Annotated in this window: 18 protein-coding genes and 1 tRNA gene; 9 read left to right on the top strand and 10 right to left on the bottom strand. The window is 64.0% G+C overall.

Features of this window, described 5'->3' with window-relative positions:
- Positions 1-29 precede the first annotated feature (29 nt).
- From OEG79_RS02505 to OEG79_RS02520, 4 genes are all read right to left on the bottom strand, one after another.
- Positions 30-689, bottom strand: coding sequence for an endonuclease (locus OEG79_RS02505; RefSeq protein ID WP_264148662.1), 660 nt, complete (start codon positions 687-689; stop codon positions 30-32).
- A gap of 401 nt (positions 690-1,090) precedes the next feature.
- Positions 1,091-1,969: an alpha/beta fold hydrolase gene (locus OEG79_RS02510; protein ID WP_264147314.1), complete on the bottom strand. Its 879-nt coding sequence runs from the start codon at positions 1,967-1,969 to the stop codon at positions 1,091-1,093.
- Positions 1,966-2,544, bottom strand: a complete 579-nt coding sequence (locus OEG79_RS02515) for a TetR/AcrR family transcriptional regulator (RefSeq protein WP_264147315.1) — start codon at positions 2,542-2,544, stop codon at positions 1,966-1,968. The genes OEG79_RS02510 and OEG79_RS02515 overlap by 4 nt, the downstream gene beginning before the upstream one ends.
- 84 nt (positions 2,545-2,628) lie before the next feature.
- Entirely contained in the window at positions 2,629-3,516 is an 888-nt protein-coding gene (locus OEG79_RS02520) for a LysR family transcriptional regulator (RefSeq protein ID WP_264147316.1), read from the bottom strand.
- 102 nt (positions 3,517-3,618) lie between these two features.
- Between OEG79_RS02520 and OEG79_RS02525 the strand changes: the two genes are divergently transcribed.
- Genes OEG79_RS02525 through OEG79_RS02535 form a run of 3 tightly spaced genes read left to right on the top strand, consistent with a single transcriptional unit; the run spans position 3,619 to position 6,177 of the window.
- Entirely contained in the window at positions 3,619-4,338 is a 720-nt protein-coding gene (locus tag OEG79_RS02525) for an MOSC domain-containing protein (protein WP_264147317.1), read from the top strand.
- A complete protein-coding gene (locus tag OEG79_RS02530) occupies positions 4,331-5,473 on the top strand; it encodes an aspartate aminotransferase family protein (RefSeq protein ID WP_264147318.1) in 1,143 nt (380 codons plus the stop codon). The genes OEG79_RS02525 and OEG79_RS02530 overlap by 8 nt, the downstream gene beginning before the upstream one ends.
- Positions 5,473-6,177, top strand: coding sequence for a type 1 glutamine amidotransferase (locus tag OEG79_RS02535; RefSeq protein WP_264147319.1), 705 nt, complete (start codon positions 5,473-5,475; stop codon positions 6,175-6,177). Before OEG79_RS02530 ends, OEG79_RS02535 begins: the two co-directional genes overlap by 1 nt.
- A gap of 64 nt (positions 6,178-6,241) precedes the next feature.
- Here the strand turns inward: OEG79_RS02535 and OEG79_RS02540 are convergent, their stop codons facing one another.
- Positions 6,242-6,799 carry an NADPH-dependent FMN reductase gene (locus tag OEG79_RS02540; RefSeq protein WP_264147320.1) on the bottom strand — a complete coding sequence of 186 codons (558 nt, stop codon included), beginning with the start codon at positions 6,797-6,799 and terminating at the stop codon, positions 6,242-6,244.
- A 600-nt stretch (positions 6,800-7,399) separates the two neighbouring features.
- Here OEG79_RS02540 and OEG79_RS02545 point away from each other — a divergent pair.
- The 4 genes from OEG79_RS02545 (at position 7,400) to OEG79_RS02560 (ending at position 11,453) form a co-directional block, all read left to right on the top strand.
- The gene (locus OEG79_RS02545) at positions 7,400-8,401 is read left to right on the top strand and encodes a DctP family TRAP transporter solute-binding subunit (protein WP_264147321.1); all 1,002 of its coding nucleotides are present in this window, start codon (positions 7,400-7,402) and stop codon (positions 8,399-8,401) included.
- Positions 8,402-8,529: 128 nt separating this feature from the next.
- Positions 8,530-9,006, top strand: a complete 477-nt coding sequence (locus OEG79_RS02550; protein WP_264147322.1) for a TRAP transporter small permease — start codon at positions 8,530-8,532, stop codon at positions 9,004-9,006.
- Positions 8,996-10,291, top strand: a complete 1,296-nt coding sequence (locus OEG79_RS02555; protein ID WP_264147323.1) for a TRAP transporter large permease — start codon at positions 8,996-8,998, stop codon at positions 10,289-10,291. The genes OEG79_RS02550 and OEG79_RS02555 overlap by 11 nt, the downstream gene beginning before the upstream one ends.
- A gap of 73 nt (positions 10,292-10,364) precedes the next feature.
- Entirely contained in the window at positions 10,365-11,453 is a 1,089-nt protein-coding gene (locus tag OEG79_RS02560; RefSeq protein ID WP_264147324.1) for a GGDEF domain-containing protein, read from the top strand.
- 7 nt (positions 11,454-11,460) lie between these two features.
- Here the strand turns inward: OEG79_RS02560 and OEG79_RS02565 are convergent, their stop codons facing one another.
- Positions 11,461-11,832 carry a hypothetical protein gene (locus OEG79_RS02565; RefSeq protein WP_264147325.1) on the bottom strand — a complete coding sequence of 124 codons (372 nt, stop codon included), beginning with the start codon at positions 11,830-11,832 and terminating at the stop codon, positions 11,461-11,463.
- A 196-nt stretch (positions 11,833-12,028) separates the two neighbouring features.
- Here OEG79_RS02565 and OEG79_RS02570 point away from each other — a divergent pair, with 196 nt between their 5' ends.
- Positions 12,029-13,660 (top strand): hybrid sensor histidine kinase/response regulator, encoded by a 1,632-nt coding sequence (locus OEG79_RS02570; protein ID WP_264147326.1) that lies wholly within the window; start codon positions 12,029-12,031, stop codon positions 13,658-13,660.
- A gap of 3 nt (positions 13,661-13,663) precedes the next feature.
- Here OEG79_RS02570 and OEG79_RS02575 read toward each other — a convergent pair whose 3' ends face one another.
- A complete protein-coding gene (locus OEG79_RS02575) occupies positions 13,664-14,299 on the bottom strand; it encodes a LuxR C-terminal-related transcriptional regulator (protein WP_264147327.1) in 636 nt (211 codons plus the stop codon).
- Between the two features lie 151 nt (positions 14,300-14,450).
- Between OEG79_RS02575 and OEG79_RS02580 the strand changes: the two genes are divergently transcribed.
- A complete protein-coding gene (locus OEG79_RS02580; protein ID WP_003084988.1) occupies positions 14,451-14,609 on the top strand; it encodes a YqaE/Pmp3 family membrane protein in 159 nt (52 codons plus the stop codon).
- A 215-nt stretch (positions 14,610-14,824) separates the two neighbouring features.
- Here OEG79_RS02580 and egtD read toward each other — a convergent pair whose 3' ends face one another.
- The 3 genes from egtD to OEG79_RS02595 form a co-directional block, all read right to left on the bottom strand.
- Entirely contained in the window at positions 14,825-15,787 is a 963-nt protein-coding gene (gene egtD, locus OEG79_RS02585) for an L-histidine N(alpha)-methyltransferase (protein WP_264147328.1), read from the bottom strand.
- 2 nt (positions 15,788-15,789) lie between these two features.
- Complete coding sequence (egtB, locus tag OEG79_RS02590) at positions 15,790-17,070, bottom strand: ergothioneine biosynthesis protein EgtB (protein WP_264147329.1); 1,281 nt, start codon at positions 17,068-17,070, stop codon at positions 15,790-15,792.
- Between the two features lie 142 nt (positions 17,071-17,212).
- Positions 17,213-17,289: transfer RNA gene (locus OEG79_RS02595), tRNA-Ile, on the bottom strand.
- Positions 17,290-17,300 lie beyond the last annotated feature (11 nt).

Genomic DNA, 17,300 nt, shown 5'->3' on the forward strand with positions numbered 1-17,300 from the left:
CCCTTAGCGGCTAAAGCCCGCCGCGCCGGTCAGTCGGTGATCAGCTGATCAACCAGCGACGGGTCGTCGATAAAGCGATTGCGTGTACCCTGCAGCGTTTCGATCTTATCGTTGCGCGCCTTTTCCTCTGCATCGGGCGGGTCCATGCGGTGCCAGGCCTTGTACATAGGCACCAGGCCGACGATGGGCAGGCCGTACTCGACATGCATGTAGAAGATCGCCCGGGCGATGTTGCCCTTGGCTTCGTCGCGCGGCTCCACCAGCTGGAAGCTGGTCTTCAGGTCGCAGCCGATATCGGCGAACTTGCTCGGTATGTCATCGCCCAGGTCGGCGAACTGCGCGTTGCGCCGCACCAGCTCCACGCGTGCCAATGCCGGGTAGTAGTTGTGCAGGTCGGCGACGATGTATGGGTAGCGCGGGTTCATGATGGTGCACTGACGGTCGGTGACGCAGCGCATCGAGCTTTTGAGCTGCTTGCTGCTGTAGATCGGGCTGGCCGTCAGCGTGCCGCTTTCGCGGGCGAAGGGCTGGGCACAGTACAGCGTGGTGCCGCCGTTGCCGTAGAGGTTCTGCCAGAATGCCTGGTCGATCGCCTGTTTGACGTCGCTCAGCTGGGTCTGGCCGTTGGCCAGGGAGGAGGTGCTGATGGCGGCTGAGAGGCAGCCGATCAGCAGGGTGACCGTGCGAATCATATTCATGCCCCCGTGACTCCGTTGTCGGCGTCTGTTGTTTTTGTAGGACGAGGTGAAGTCTAGCAAGACGTGCGTCACAAAAAACATCGCAAAATGCGCTGGCCAATTGGGGATGGCTCGGGACAGGTGAGAGCCGTCCCGAATCGTCTTTCTACGAGGGAATCGTGTAAGCGATGGCTTACACGATGTCGCGATTATCGCCACTGTCGATCGATCAGGTACGGGCGTACTCTTCCGCTTATGGATTCAGCGCAGGAAGCGCCTAGACAAACAGGGACACACTGGACAGCCACCAGGACGGTGAGCAGATCAAGGATGTCAGGACAACAGTCTGCAAGGCCCCGCAATCGCGGGGTTTTCTTTTTTCTGCCCGGCAGTTTTCCCCTCTCTTCTGCCTTTCAGGCGGCTTGCTGTTCGCTGTGTAAGCGCTCGAACCAGTCCAGCGTCTCGTCCCACAGCCGCTGCGCCGCAGGGCGGAAATACCCCATATGACCGATATTGCCCAGGCCCTCGGCTTGTGAATCGAGCGTGCGCGCCTGATAGGGCGCATTGACGTAGGCGGCCATGAAGGCGTCGCGCGAGGCGGGCGGCGCCCACAGGTCATCCAGCGTGTTGAGCGCCATGATGGGCGTGCGTACCTGGGCGAAGCGCTCGGCCAGCCCCGGCATCTGCGGGTCGTCGAAGAAGTAGCGGGGGAAGCGGCACCAGCGCTTCCACTGGCGGTAGACCCCCAGCGGCAGATCTTCGCCCATGCCCAGCTTGCTCCAGGCCAGATAACCCTTGTAACTCGTCATCAGCGGGCCGATCAGCCGCCACATGGTCAGCACGCGAAGCTGCTCTGTTCGGGGCATCCAGCCGTGCCAGCCGGCGCCGGTGCCGAAGGTGCAGAAGCCGGCGACCTGATCATGGTTGGGCAGCAGACCGAAGGCGTGGCCGCCGAAGGAATGGCCGATCATGAACAGCGGGTGTTCGGGATGCCGGTGCTGATCCACCGCCGCGGCGAGGTCGAGATGGGCCCAGTCCAGATACTCCATCTCGAAACCGCGCAGGTTGTCCGGCCTGGACTGGCCGATGCCGCGGTAGTCCAGGGTCAGGGTGTTGAAACCGCGGCTGGCCGCATGTTCGGCGAAGCGCCGGTAGAAGCCCTGCGGCACGCCGGTGGCCCCGGCGATCAGCAGCTGCGCCTTGGGATGCTCTGCGTGATAGCGCGTAGCGGCCAGAGGGTAATCGTCGAGGGCCAGCAGGGGCTGGGTTTCGCGGCGAACTGGGGTGTTCATGGCTGGGGCTCCATGCGGTGCTGGCGGCTCAGGTTGAGCAGGGTGGTCGCGGCCTGTTGCAACGGTTCGCTGCTGCCGGCGACGCGCGCCTGCAGCAGGCCGCCTTCGTAGAGCGCGACGAACAGCGCTGCCAGACCTTGCGGCTGCGGATAACCATGGCGCTGCAGCTGCTGTTGCAGCGCCTGGCGAATGAGGGTGAAGGCGTTGGCCAGGGCGGCACGGATCTGGTGATCATCCGGGCCGCTTTCCAGGGCGACGGCCGCCAGCGGGCAGCCACGTTCGAATGCGCTGTCCTGCAACTGGCCGAGCGCGCCCTGTAGCCAGCTGCCCAGCGCGTCGAGCGGGTCGGGCTGGCGCTCGAAGAGTGCAGCGAAAGCCTGTTCGGCGCGCTGGCCGACACGTTCGATGGCGGCCACTGCGAGTTCGGTCTTGCCGCCCGGGAAGTGATGGTAGAGGCTGCCCTTGGGCACGTCGGCGGCGGCCAGCAGTTCGCTCAGGCCAACGCCGTGCAGGCCTTTGCGCTGCAGGGCATCGACCATGCTGTCGATGAGTTTGTCGCGAGTGGTTCTGTTCATGGCCTGGATTATCTAGACCGGTCGGTCTAGTGGCCAGTGTCATTCCGGACGTGGATCAGGCCATATCGGCAATTCGTTCCTGCGTCAGGTGGTTTCCCAGGCACCGTCGAGCGCGGTGCGCAGCAGATCGATCATTGCCTGCTGACGCTGTGCATCGCGATAGACCAGTCCCACCTGCAGGGGAATCCGCGGCTCGCTCAGAGGCTTCCAGAGCAGGCCGTGGTGGGCGTGCATCTGCCTGGCGCGGCCGGGCAGCACGCTGGCCAGGGTGGTGTGCGGCAGGCTGTCGAGAATGCCGTTCATATGGTTCAGCTCTGCCTGCACCTGCGGCCTCCGGCCGAGCAGGGCGAGTTGCTCCTGCCAGATCTGCCGAATGCGAAATTCTTCGCCGAGCAGCAACATCGGCAGCTCTGCCGCCTGGCTCAGCGATACCTTGCGGAATTCGCGCAGGGGATGATTCTCCGGCACCACCAGCTGCAATTCGTCCTCGTACAGCGCCAGGCTGTGCAGGCCCGGCTGACGCGGCGGCAGGAAGCCGATGCCGATGTCCAGACCGCCGCTGAGCAGACGGCGCTCGATGTCCACGCCCGAGAGTTCATACAGCTTGACCACCAGTTGCGGCTGCGCCTGATGCAAACGCTCCAGCAGCAGCGGTACCAGGCTGGCGTTGACCGTCTGCAGTACGCCAATGGACAGGCTGCGCGGCCCGGGGCCGCGGAAACTGCGCAGTGCCTCGCGCGCGCGCTCCATGCCGTCGAGCAGCGGTACGGCATGGTTGTACAGCGTATGGGCAGCCAGCGTCGGCAGCAGGCGCCGGCCGTTGCGCTGGAACAGGCCGACATCGAGATCGCCTTCCAGTTGGCGGATCTGCTGCGACAGAGCCGGCTGGGAAATGCTCAGGCGCTCGGCAGCCCGGCCGACATGGCCTTCTTCATAAAGCGCGACGAAATAGCGAAGCTGACGAAAATCCATAAGTTTCCATTATGAATCAAGCAGGGAAATCGAAATGTCAAAATGGCCTGAAGCTCCCTAGTCTAGCTACATGATCAACAGCCGATAAGGCCGGAGCGATCGGTGAAGCAGATCGAGATCCAGGGTGTATTCATAGGTAAAGCCGAAGAAGTTGCCGGTGGGCTCAGTGTCGCGCAACGCAAGCAGCGAGTCGATCACCGTCTCTGGCTGTGGCCGCAAGGGCTGGGCAACGACGAACAGGGCGACGCCCGTTTTCATGGCGGCCCCGAGCGAGCCCTGCATCATTACCCGGCGGAACACTACCGCCATTGGCAGGCGCTCTACCCGCAACTGGACTGGTCACAGCCGAGCTTCGGCGAAAATGTCTCCAGCCTGGGGCTGACCGAGGCGCAGGTGTGCATCGGTGATGTATTTCGCTGGGGCGACGTGTTGCTGCAGGTCAGTCAGCCGCGTTCGCCCTGCTATCGCCTCAACCGCGACGGTCTGCACCCGGAGCTGCCTCAGGCCGTTCAGGATAGCGGACGCTGCGGCTGGTTCTATCGGGTACTCAAGCCGGGGTTCGTCAGCGCCGAGCTGCCATTCGAGCTGGTGCAACGCAGCTACCCGAGCCTGAGCGTGGCGCGGGCCCTGCAGCATTTCTACCATTCGCCCATGGAGCGCGCCGGCTTGCAGCAATTGCAGATGTGTCCGGCGCTGTCGGCACGCTGGCGCGAGATCGCCGCGCAACGCCTGCGCAGTGGCCGTCTGGAGAGCTGGTCGGAACGCCTGCTCGGCCTGCCGTTGGAGGGAGCGGTTGCCGAGGTGGGGCGTCGTTATGCGTGATGGTATGGCACGGCTGCAACTGATGGGCGAGCACGCCGCACCGGTATTCGTGCGTGGCCAGGGCTCCTGGCTGTGGGATGCCGATGGGCGCGCCTATCTCGATTTCGAACAGGGGCAGGGCGGCAACAGCCTGGGTCATTGCCCGACCCTGTTGCTCGACGCCATGCGCCGTCAGGCCGAGCTGTTGATCAGTCCGGGGCGAGAACAGTGCAGCCGTGGTCAGCTCAAGCTGGCGTCGCGGCTATGTCAGGCCACCAGTAGCGAACGGGCGGCTTTCTGCAGTGATGCCGCGCAGGCCAATGCTCTGGCCGTACGCCTGGCGTTGCAGGGCGCGCGGCAGCAGAATCCGGCGGCCGATACGCTGGTGTTGCTCGATGACAGCCACCACGACCTGCCTGCGCATCTGGGTGACACCCGGCTGGTACGGGTGCCGTTCAATGACCTCGAGGCTCTGACCGCCGCGGTCGATTCACGCTGCGCCGCCGTGCTGATCGAGCCGGTGCAGCAGTCCGCCGGCGTGGTGCCGGCGACCCTGGAATACCTGCAAGGCGCGCAGCGGCTCTGTCGCGAGCAGGGCGCCGTATTGATCCTCGATGAGACAGGCAGCGGTATGGGACGTTGTGGCGCGCTGCTGGCCGAGGAACTCTACGGCGTGCGCGCCGACCTATTGACCCTCGGCTGCGCGCTCGGCGGCGGTCTGCCACTGGCTGCCGTACTGGCGCGTGGACGGATCGCTGAAGAAGCCGCAGCCCTGATCCCCGCCTATCCCGCCGAGGCGTTGCTGACGGCGGCCGGTGTTGCGGTGCTTGGCGCCGTGCTCGAAGGCAGCTTCTTCAGCCAGGTGCGTGACGTGACCGAGCATCTGCGCGAAGGCCTGGCACGGCTGTCGCGGCAGCATGGCCATGGCTCGCTGAGAGGCCACGGCCTGTTGCTTGGCCTGCCCCTGATCGGCCTCTCGGCACGTGTGGTGCAGTGTGCCGCACGTGAGGAAGGTTTGTTGATCGGCATTGCACGCAGCGACTGCCTGCGTCTGTCTCCGGCTCTGACGGTGAGCCACGGCAATGTCGAGGAAATGCTGCGTCGCCTGGGTCGGGCGTTGCAACGAGTCGAACAGCGCTGCGAGGAGGTGGCCTGATGCGTATTGCCCTGATTCAACACAGTGCAGGTGTCGGGCCTGCGGCCATTCATCAGTGGCTTGGCGAGCACCAGGCCAACTGGTACCGGGTGTATGCCGGGGAGTCCTTGCCGAGCCTGGAGGATTTCGAGCTCCTGGTGCTGCTCGATGGCTCGCTGAGTGTGCACGATGAGCGTCAGTACGCCTGGATGGGCGCTGAGAAGTGCCTGATTCATCAGGCCCTCATGACACGCAAGCGGGTATTCGGCAGCGGGCTGGGGGCCTTGCTCCTGGCCGAAGCCCTGGGCGCTCGTATCTCGAGTGGGGCGGATGTTGCGCGAATCGGCTGGTGGCAGCTGGAGAAGGAGCAGCAATCCAGCCAGTCTCCGGTCGGTCGCATGCTGCCGCACCGTCTGCTGGCAATGCACTGGCAGCGTGAAAGCTGCAGCCTGCCGCACGGCGCGATAGCCCTGTACGGATCAAAAGGCTCTGCCTTGCAGGGCTTCGTCTGGCAGGAGCGCGCCATCGGCTTGCTCTGCCAGCTGGAAAGCGATGCCGAGAGCCTCGACGAACGCCTGCAGGAGGAATCTGCCGACCTCGCTCTGCCGGGTGAGGTGCAGGACCGCGCCAGCATCCGTGATGGCGCACCGCACGCTGCGTCGGCCAACGCCACTCTGTTCCGCCTGCTCGATTACCTCTCGGGTGCTCATGCCCACATGACCTGAACACCCTTTTGCGAGCCTGTCGCAGCGCCCCGTCGTCTACCGCCGGGGCGTTTTTTATGCGCGCTCAACCGACGTGCTTGGTGACCCAGGCGGCGTAGGCGTCGATGAACTTCTGCAGGAAAGGCTTGATGCCATCGCTGAGCACACCGTTCTCGTCGAAGAAGTTGCCGGCACCGCCGAGGTAGGCTTCCGGCTGCTGCAGCACATATACGTCGAGGAACACCAGACACTGGCGCAGGTGGTGGTTGGCGCCGAAACCGCCGACGGCGCCTGGGGAGGCGCTGAGCACCGCGCCGGGTTTGCCGCTGAAACCACTCTGACCATAGGGGCGTGAGCCGACGTCGATGGCGTTCTTCATCGCACCGGGGATCGAGCGGTTGTATTCCGGGGTGATGAACAGCACGGCGTCGGCGGCCTTGAGTTTGCTGCGAAACGGCGCATAGGAGGCCGGAGCGGTATCGCCGTCGGCGTCTTCGTTGTACAGCGGCAGGTCACCGATCTCGAGGATTTCCAGGTTCAGCGAAGCGGGTGCCAGGTCGGCCAGCGCCAGGGCCAGCTTGCGGTTGATGGAGGCCTTGCGCAGGCTGCCGACCAATACGGCCACGTTGTAGATCTTGCTCATGGTTGTTCTCCGGCGGTGAATAAGCAGGCAGCAACTATAGACCCGCCAGACGAGGCGGGTTCCCTCGTTATCTCGGAGCAATGCGCCAGCCATGGTAATAGCCGGTGTCAGCCTTTGAGCAGAATCGTCGCCACGATCACCGCGGCCAGCAGCATCGGGCCTTAGCGGCCCGATTTGCGGGAGCAAACGCAGACGCCGCCCCGGACAATACGAAGTCAGCCTACGAACTGTTGGCCGTATGCGCTCCGGGGCTTCTGGCATTGGCTGATTGGCCCGGTTGTTCTGCCTGCAGCATGGGGTGGGCAGGAATTTGCCTCATGCTGGCTGTTGCAGGCGCAAGGTGCGCCGATCCGCACGGGCAATGTCAACGGTCATTGGACAATGGCATTCGCGGCGCGCTTCTGGAATAGTTGAGCGGCTGCGCGTAACCCGCCAGCACCTGCCGAACGCCCACAAGGCCTGCCCGGCAGTCGAGACACCTGCCGTGTCCCTTTCGCGCGCTGACCAGGCGCGCCAGGCGAGCCATCCGCTCGCCGCTGGATCCGTACCGCTTTGCCGGTGCCACAACGATAACGCCAAGATCCACACAAGGACGCCCTGATGAAACTCAAGCGACTCTTCTCCGCGCTCGCCGCCGGCGCTGCGCTGACCGCCCTGTGCGCCACCGCGCAGGCGCGTGAATACTCCGTCTCCACCGTGCTTTCCGACGCCTTCCCCTGGGGCCAGGCCGCGCAGAAATGGGCCGATCTGGTCAACGAGCGCTCCGCAGGGCGCATCACCCTGCGTGTCTACCCCAACGCGCAACTGGTCGCCGGCGACCAGACCAAGGAATTCTCCGCCATGCGCTCGGGCCTGATCGACATGGCCGTGGGTTCGACCATCAACTGGTCGCCGCAGGTGCCGGAACTCAATCTGTTCTCCCTGCCGTTTCTGATGAAGAACGATGCCGACCTCGATGCCATCACCCAGGGTGAAGCCGGCAAGCTGGCCTTCGCCGCCATCGAGCAGCGCGGCATCGTGCCGCTGGCCTGGGGCGAGAACGGCTTCCGGCAGATCTCCAACTCGGCCAAGCCGGTACGCAGCCCGGCCGATCTGGCAGGCCTGAAGATCCGCGTGGTCGGCTCGCCGCTGTTCCAAGACACCTTCACCGCCCTCGGCGCCAACCCCACGCAAATGAGCTGGGCCGACGCCAAGCCGGCACTGACCACCGGCGCGGTGGACGGCCAGGAGAACCCGCTGTCGGTCTTCGACGTCGCGCGTGTCGACCAGGTCGGCCAGAAGTACCTGACCCTGTGGGACTACATGGCCGACCCACTGGTGTTCGCCGTCAACCAGCGCGTATGGACATCTCTGCCCGAGGAAGATCGCGAGCTGCTGCGCCAGGCTGCCATCGACGCCGGCAAGTGGGAGATTGAGCTGTCGCGCGGAGCTCAGGCTCAACGCCTGGCCGACGTACGTGAGCGCGGCGTGGAAGTGATCGAGCTGACCGACGCCGAGCGCGCCGCGTTCGTCGAGGCCACTGCCAGCGTGCAGGAGAAATGGGCACCGCGCATCGGCGACGCGCTGATGGAAGCCGCGCGCAAGGCCGTGGCCCAGCCCTGATTCGTTTCACCTGATCGGAAGCTCCCTCTGCCTGCTCTGCTCCCCTCTCCCATTCATGGGAGAGGGGCCGGGGGAGAGGGCAGAGGCGCCACCGCATGAGCGCATCGCTCCGGTCATTCGAGGTTCTTATGAGCAAGCAAGTCGACGCGCCGCTGGAGCGCGTGCTCGCCACCCTGGCCCTGGTGATCATCAGCCTGATCAGCCTGGCCAACGTCGTGGTGCGTTATTTCACCGATGCATCCTTTGCCTTCACCGAGGAAATCTCGGTGTTCCTGCTGGTCATCCTCACCTTCGCTGGTGCTTCGGTGGCCATGCGTAGCAACCGACACATTCGTATCGGCCTGCTCGAGCGCCTGTTCCCGCGTCTGCGCACGCCTTTGATCCTGCTGCAGTGGCTGGCCAGCATGCTGGTACTGGGGCTGGTCTGCTGGTACGGCGGGCAGTTCGCCTGGGAGGAGTTCCAGTGGGATTCCGAATCGCCCGGCCTCGGTCTGCCCAACTGGTGGTACGTGATCTGGCTGCCGATCCTGGCGCTGCTGGTGTTCGTGCGTCTGACCCAGATGACCGTCGATCGTCTGCGCGGGAGGATCAGCGATGAGCCCTGATCTCTGGCTGATCCTCAGTTTCGCCGTACTGCTGGCGCTCGGCGTGCCGGTGGCCTTCGCCCTGGGACTGTCCGGGGCCATCGGCATCATCGCCGGCCTGTCGCCGGACATGCTCGCTACCCTCGGGACCAACACCTACAACGGTGTGGCCAAGTACCCGTTGATCGCCATTCCGCTGTTCATCCTCACCGGCCTGGTATTCGAGAAGGCCGGCGTGGCATTGCGTCTGGTGCGCTTCGCCCAGGCGCTGATCGGTCCACGTCACGGTGGCCTGGCCCTGGTCGCGGTGCTTGTGTGCCTGATCATGGGCGGCATGAGCGGTTCCGGCCCGGCCGATGCTGCTGCCGTGGCCATGGTGATGCTGCCGAGCATGACCAAGGCGGGCTACCCCAGGCCGTTCTCGGCAACCTTGATCGCCGCTTCGGCCTCGACTGCCATCCTGATTCCTCCGTCCATCGCGCTGATTCTCTATTCCATCGTGGTGCCGGGAGTCGATCTGCGCGCACTGTTCGCTGCCGGTCTGTTCCCGGGCATTCTCGCTGGTCTGGTGCTATTGCTGCCGGCCTGGCTGCTATCGCGCCGCTATGGTTGGGAATCCCCGGAGGAAGGCGAGCGTCCGCCGCTGGGCGAGAGCTTCAGACAGGCGCTGCCGGCGCTGTTTGCCCCGGTGCTGATTCTCGGCGGTCTGCGCAGCGGCCTGTTTACGCCGACGGAAGCCGCAGTGGTTGGCGTGGCCTATGGCGTGCTGATCGGCCTGTTCCTCACCCGTGAGCTGGACTGGCGCAGCCTCTGGCGTCTGTGCGGCGAGGCAGGGGTAATCTCTGGCGTGGTCATGCTGATCATCGCTCTGGCGGGCATCTTCGCCTGGGCCGGCACCATGCTCGGCACCTTCCGTCATCTGGCCGAATGGCTGATCTCACTGTCGGACAACGGCTGGGTGCTGCTGGCGCTGGTGATGGTTGCCGTGTTGCTGGCCGGCATGCTGCTCGACGCCATCTCGATCTATCTGATCCTGATGCCGATCCTGATCCCGGTCATGCAGCACTTCGGCTGGAACCCGGTATGGTTCGGCATTCTGCTGGCGATGAACATCGCCATCGGCCAGTTCACTCCACCGGTGGCGATCAATCTGATGGTCACCACGGAGGTTGCCAAGATACGCCTGGAGCAGACCGTCGGCTGGGCGGCGCTGTTTGTCCTGGTGATGTCCAGCGCCCTGCTTCTGGTCGCGATCTTCCCCGAAATCGCCCTGTGGCTGCCGCGTGTAATGGGATACGCGGTATAAGGCAGGCAGTCTATAGTTGCCTGAAGGTGCGCAGCGGGGGGCTGCGCACCACCGAGGGTGGCGGTGCAATGAGATGGATGACAGCGACTATAAAAATCACAAGAACGTAGGCGCTGGGCTGCGCGAGTCGGACAAGCGCGTGCTGATGCGTACCATCCTGCTTGCCACCAGCCTGACTCTCGGCGGCTTCTCCGTCCTGCAGGCTCTGGCCGGCAACTATCTCTTCGCCATCCTCGAAGTGCTGTTTACCGCCCTGTTGCTGTTCGGCGCCTGGCGCATTGGCCGCGCTCGGCATCTGTACCTGTGGATCTACCTGTATCTGATCCCGACCTTCAGCTTCATCCTTTACATCATCGTCATGCCGGAGGCCTCGTCTGCGGCTTTCGTCTGGCTGTACATGATCCCGCTGCTGGCCTACCTGCTGCTGGGAAAGCAGCGTGCCTTCCTGCTTGCCGCGCTGTTCATGCTTGCCGGGCTGCTGCTGTATTTCGCCGACAATCACCTGCACCTGGATACTCGCGGCCTGATCGACGTCGGAAATGCGGCGCTGTGCGGCGTGTTGATCCTGCTCTTCGTGCATATCTACGATGGCTTGCGCATGCAGGCCTACGAGGAGCTGGAACGCCTGGCACAGACCGATGCGCTGACTGGCGTGGCCAGTCGTGGCAGCTTCCAGCAAGCGTTGCAGCGCAGCATTCAGGAGGCCGAGCGCAGCAACGAACATCTGGTGCTGGTGCTGCTCGACGTCGACTACTTCAAACAGGTCAACGACCAGTGGGGGCACGAGGCGGGGGATATGGCGTTGCAGCACATCTGCCGGCTGCTGCAGCAGCGCCTGCGCATCACCGACTTCCTCGGGCGCCTGGGAGGGGAGGAGTTCGGTCTGCTGCTGCGCCACACTGACGGAGTTGGCGCTGCCCCGCTGGTGGAAAAGCTGCGCAAGCAGATTGCCGAGCAACCGCTGCACTACGGCGGCGAGCAGATTGCGCTGTCTGCCACCTTTGGCCTGGCGGCCTGGCCTGTGGATGGCCGTAACGCCGCCGACCTTTACCGCACCGCCGACCGCCGTCTGTACAGCGGCAAGCAACGCGGGCGCAACCAGCTGGTCAGCACCGACCTGCCTGTCGAGTTGCTGCTGGACAAGCTCGACGTGCGTTTCTGAACGCCGCTCAGCGTGCCGCGCTGGCCGCGACTGCTGGCACGCAGGGCTGCTGGCCGGCGCCGGCCAGGTTCTCGACGTTGTTCAGCACGTTATGGCCCTGATTGACCTTCTGCGCGTTCTCCGCCACCTGCACGCGCTTTGCATAGGTAGCGGAGTTGCCGTTGAGGTTGTTCTGGGTCTCCAGCACGCTGTTGGCTATGTCCAGCAGGCTGCGGCCGGTGGCGATAAGGCTGCTGGTTGCGCTCGGGGCGCAGGGATCAGTAGCCAGCTGAGCATTCTGCTGGTCCTGGGGTTGCGTGTTCTGTGCCAGGCAGCCGCTCAGCGAGGCCACCGCAGCGGTGCTCAGAGCGATAGCCAGGCTTCTTCCCGTGATGTTCATCAGACATTCCCTTTAATGACCGTGCCCCGACCCACTGCCAAGGCATTGCCCGGATTCTAGGAACGAGGTCTCAGGCAAGAAATAGTACGGGTGTACTGATGTCGAATCGCCTGCCAAGCAGTTCCTTGCGCCGGTGGTGGGCTCCGGCCTAAGGTGCCAGCTCCAGTACAGGAGCTGTAATCAGCAGGGAATCCTCATGCCCGCGAGCGTCTCCACTTCTCACGACACCGAGCGTGCCCAGGCCGGGGTACGCATGATCTTCGTGGCAGCCGCGGGCAGCTATACCGCAGCACTCCATCTTTTATCCCTGATCGACTCAGGGCTGGTCTGGAAGATCTTTCTGCTCGAAGGCCTGTTCTGCATCGTCGCCACACTCATCTGGGCAGATGTCCTGCGCCGTCCGGGCCACTATCGTGGGCGTCGCCTGCTAACCATGTTTACCGACTACAGCGGCATCACTCTGGCCCTGGCCAATGGCGGTGCGGCCATGTTGCCGGTCTATGCGATCCTGATCTGGATCACCATCGGCTATGGCCTGCGTTACGGCTCCGGTTACTTGCTGTTGGCCACCGTCATGGCTATGGCGTCGCTGGCGGTGACCGCCAGCATCTCGGCCTATTGGCAGTCGCAGCCCTACCTGATCATCACGCTGCTGCTCACCACCCTGATGGCGCCGGCCTACATGCATGCCCTGCTCAGACGCTCGCGTCAGGCGGTCGAGGCCGAGCAGGCAGCCATCCGCGCCAAGGCGCAGTTTCTCGCCCAGGCCAGCCATGACCTGCGTCAGCCCATTCACTCAATCAGCCTGTTCACCGCGTGCCTGCGAGACAGCCGCCTGGGCGCCGAGCAGCAACGGCTGGTGGAGAACATCGACAAATCCCTGCACAGCGTCGCGCGTCTGTTCCGCAGCATTCTTGATATGTACTCGCTCGACAGCGGCAAGGTGGTGCCGCAGCTGGAGCCGCTGGCGTTGCGTCCTCTGCTTGAACAGCTCATCCAGCAGAATGCCGAGGCGGCGCGCTGGGCCGGGGTGGAGGTGCGGTTGCGTTGCCCGCCGGTTCAGGTGCGGGCCGACCCGGCACTGCTCACCACCATGCTGCAGAACCTGCTTTCCAATGCATTGAAATATGCTCCGGGCAAGCCGCTGCTGATCGCCTGTCGGTGTCGTGGCCCGGAGGTTGCCATCGAGGTCTATGACAAGGGGCGCGGCATAGCCTCCGGGCATCTGGACAGCGTCTTCGAGGAGTTCTACCGCGTACGCCAGGAGCGCGACAGCGATGTCGAGGGCATGGGCCTGGGTCTGGCCATCGTCAGGCGTCTCGGCGCGCTGATGGGGATGCGGGTCAGCATTCGTTCCGTGGAAGGTCGCGGCACGCGTGCGGTGATCGACGGCCTGCAGTGGATCGAGACACCCAGTCAGCTTCCTGCTGCCAGACGCAGCGACCGCGAGGCGCCGCGCATGCTCGACGGCTTGCGCGTGTGCCTGATCGAGGATGACCGCAACGTGCTGCTGGCTACCGCGACCCTGCTGCAGAAATGGGGCTGCGAAGTCTCCAGCTTCAGCGGCCTGCCCGATGCATCGAAGCATTTCGATCTGGTGGTGACGGACTTCGACCTCGGCACCGACGCCTCGGGCGCCGACTGCATCCAGCACCTGCGTCGCGGCAGTGGACGCGACGTGCCGGCGATCATCATGACCGGCCACGACGTGCGTCGAGTTCAGCAACAGCTGGGTGACAACGAAATCCCGATCCTGTCGAAACCGGTGCAGCCAGCCGAGCTGCGCTCGCTTCTGGTGGCGCTGAAACTTCGCCTCAAAGCTGCATGAGGATCACACCAGCCCGGCCTTGGCACCCTTGGCTGCGGCCGCGGCGCGGGTGCTGACGTCCAGCGTGCGCAGCAGCGATGAAACATGGATGCGTGCGGTAAAGGGGGAGATCGCCAGCTCGCGGGCGATCTCCTTGTTCGACAGGCCGCGCACCACCAGCCGTAGAAGTTCCTGCTGCCGAGGCGTCAGCTGCTCCAACAGATGACGGTCCCCGGCGAAGGCCGGCACCCCGGCGGGGCCAAGAGTCAGGACGAATTCCCCGGCGCGTACGGCCAGCAACGCGTCGGCAATTGCATCAGGTGGTGTCGCCTTGCCGATGAAACCGTCGGCGCCTGCTGTCATCACTTCATCGATCAGCTCGCGGTTGTCGACCATTGACACGACCACGATAGAGCTGCGGGCAAACGTCTGGCGCAGTGTGCTGATGGCCTGCGGCGACTGGCCGGGGAAGAGCAGGTCGAGCATGAACAGGCTCGGCGCCGCGCCCGCTTGCGCCAGGCTCAGCACTTCATCCATGTCTGCGGCTTCGAGGATGCACGCCTGGGGAAAGACGCGCTGGGCGATGCGGCACAGACCATCGCGGAAAACCGGATGGTCGTCGGCCACTATGATGCGTTCTTGTTGTAATTGTTCGGGCATATGGGCGCTTCCGTCTTGGAGCCAGACTAAAGTCATCGCCCGGACGGTGCCAGTGGCTGGTTCTCAGTATGACGACTGGTTTCGTCGGAACCGCATGGCGTTGCCTGCAGTCTGTTCTGATACCCCCTTATGGAATGTAAAGGAGTACCACATGGACCTTATCCGTATCCTCATCGCCATCCTGCTGCCGCCGTTGGGCGTGTTCCTCCAGGTCGGTTTCGGCGGCGCGTTCTGGCTTAACATCCTGCTCACCCTGCTTGGCTACATCCCCGGCATCGTGCATGCGGTGTACATCATCGCCAAACGCTGAGGTCTGTCCCCAGCGCGCTTGCTTACTGATGTCGCGTTTTCTCCCCTCTCCCATTCAGGGGCTACATCGGAAACAGCGAAGCACCGCTTCGCCCGCTGTTGCGACCCTAACTCTGCGAAGGGCTGGGGCCGGGGGAGAAGCAGACGATCATGCAGCAAGCAGTTTGCCTATCTCGCCCCTGGCGACGGCTCGCCATTTCTCCCTGACGAATCCCCTTACTCCCGCCGCAAAAAATGCACGCTGAACAGCTGCGCCGGATCGCTCCATATGGCGACCGAGGCGAAGCCGCATGCGCCTGCCAACTCACGAAAGCCGCTCGGCGTGTATTTGTAGGAATTCTCCGTATGCAGGGTTTCGCCTGCGGCGAAGTCGAACACGCGATCCTCGATGCGCACCCGCTGCGCCTGCCGGCTGACCAGATGCATCTCGATGCGTGACTCGGCTTCGTTGTAGAAGGCTCGATGCTGGAAGCCGCGTGGGTCGATATCGCTGTCCAGCTCGGTGCGAATACGCTCGAGCAGGTTGAGGTTGAACAGCGCAGTGACCCCGGACGCATCGTTGTAGGCGCTTTCCAGTACCTGACGGTCCTTGATCAGATCCACACCGATCAGCAGGCCACTGCCGGCCGGCAGCGTCCGATGCAGGTTACAAAGAAAGGCTTGGGCTTCTTCCGGATCAAAATTACCGATGCTGGAGCCGGGGAAGAACGCCAGTGGCCGTTTGCCCAGCGCCTCGGCGGGCAACTTCAGTGGTTGGCTGAAATCGGCGCACAGCGCGTGTACGTCGAGCCAGCGATAGTCGGCAGCCAGCCGGCGTGTGCAGATATCCAGGAACTCACGGGAGATATCGATGCCCAGGTAGCGCGCCGGGCGCAGGGCTTCGAGCAGCAGGCGGATCTTGCGGCTGGCGCCGCTGCCCAGCTCCACCAGGCTGACGTTGCGCCCGGCCAGCTCGGCGATATCCTTGGCCGCCAGGCGCAGGATGGTTTCCTCGGTGCGAGTTGGATAGTACTCCGGCTGCTGGCAGATCAACTCGAACAGCTGGGAACCGCGGTGATCGTAGAAGAACTTCGGCGACATCGCCTTTGGGCTGGTCGCGAAACCACGAAGGGCTTCCTCGCGTAGCGCCTGCTGTTCCCGACTCAGGGATTGTTCGTGGGTACGGAGTGCCAGTGCCATGCTCAGAGCTCCTTGGCCAGACGCAGGCCGGAGAACTGCCAGCGCATGGTGGGGTAGAAGAAGTTGCGATAGGTGGGGCGCACGTGGTCCTCAGGCGTGGCGCAACTGCCGCCACGCAACACCACCTGCCCGGACATGAACTTGCCGTTGTACTCACCCAGGCTGCCGCCCAGCGGCCGAAAGCCGGGGTAGGGCCGATAGGCGCTGGCCGTCCATTCCCAGACATCGCCGTAGAGTTGCTGCAGGCCATCGCCGGCAGCTGCAGCCACCGGCTGCAGATGGCCGCTCTCGACAAAATTGCCCCACAATGGCTCGTCCTGCGCGGCGACTTCCCATTCTTCTTCGCGTGCCAGACGTGCCTGCGCCCAGGTGGCAAAGGCCTCGGCCTCGAAATAACTCAGGTGGCAAACCGGTGCATCCAGATCCAGCTCGCGTGGGCCGCCCAGGGTCAGCTCCAGCCAGTCGTCACCCTCGCGCTGCCAGTACAGCGGCGCCTGCCAGCCAGCGCGCTGGATATGGTCCCAGCCGTCCGCCAGCCACAAGGCGGTGTTGCGATAACCGCCATCGCGAATGAACTCCAGGTACTCGCCATTGCTCACCGGCCGGCTGGCCAACTGAAAGGCCTCGACGAACACCCGATGGCGCGGCCGCTCGCAGTCGAAGGCAAAGCCTTCGCCGCTATGGCCAACCTGGCGCAACCCGGCGGGGAACTGAATCCAGCGCAGCTCGCTCGCGCTTGCTCCGCCCGGCTTCAGGTCATGCCGGTAAACCGGCCGTAACGGGTTCTGCGCCAGGATGTGCTTGATATCCATCAGCAGCAGCTCCTGATGCTGCTGCTCATGCTCCAGCCCCAGCGCGACCCGCTGCAGCACCTCATCGGCAAGTTCACTGCCTGACTGGAGCAACTGCGCCATGGCCAGATCGACATGGCTGCGATAGGCGTACACCTCGCTTACCGTCGGCCGCGACAACAACCCGCGCCGCGCCCGCTCGAAGGGCGTGCCGTGGGTCTTGTAGTAGGAATTGAACAGATGGTCGTAGCGTTCATCCAGCGGGCGATAGCCCGGCAGGAAGGGAAGCAGCACGAAGGCCTCGAAGAACCAGGTGACATGCGCCAGATGCCATTTCGGCGGGCTGACGTCCGGCATGCTCTGAATCACATAGTCTTCAGCTTCCAGCGGCTCACAGAGCCGTTCACTGGCGGCGCGTACCCGCTGGTAACGCTGCCATAGCTTTTCGAGGTGCGACGGTGAAACGGCGATCCTGCTGGTGCGGTCTCGCATAACACGCATCCTTTGCTGGCGCCGCGGAACGCGACGGTTCTTTAAGCCGACCGGGCTAGAAGGGCAAAGGTTCAGGGAAAATGTGAGGCTGCGGGGGCCAGGGCGAGAAACAAAAAAGCCGCGCAATGCGCGGCTTTGAAGGTGGTGGGCCCACACGGACTCGAACCGTGGACCAAAGGATTATGAGTCCTCTGCTCTAACCAACTGAGCTATAGGCCCCCAGAAGGCCG

It is taken from the genome of Pseudomonas sp. Z8(2022) (assembly GCF_025837155.1).
Taxonomy (GTDB): domain Bacteria; phylum Pseudomonadota; class Gammaproteobacteria; order Pseudomonadales; family Pseudomonadaceae; genus Aquipseudomonas.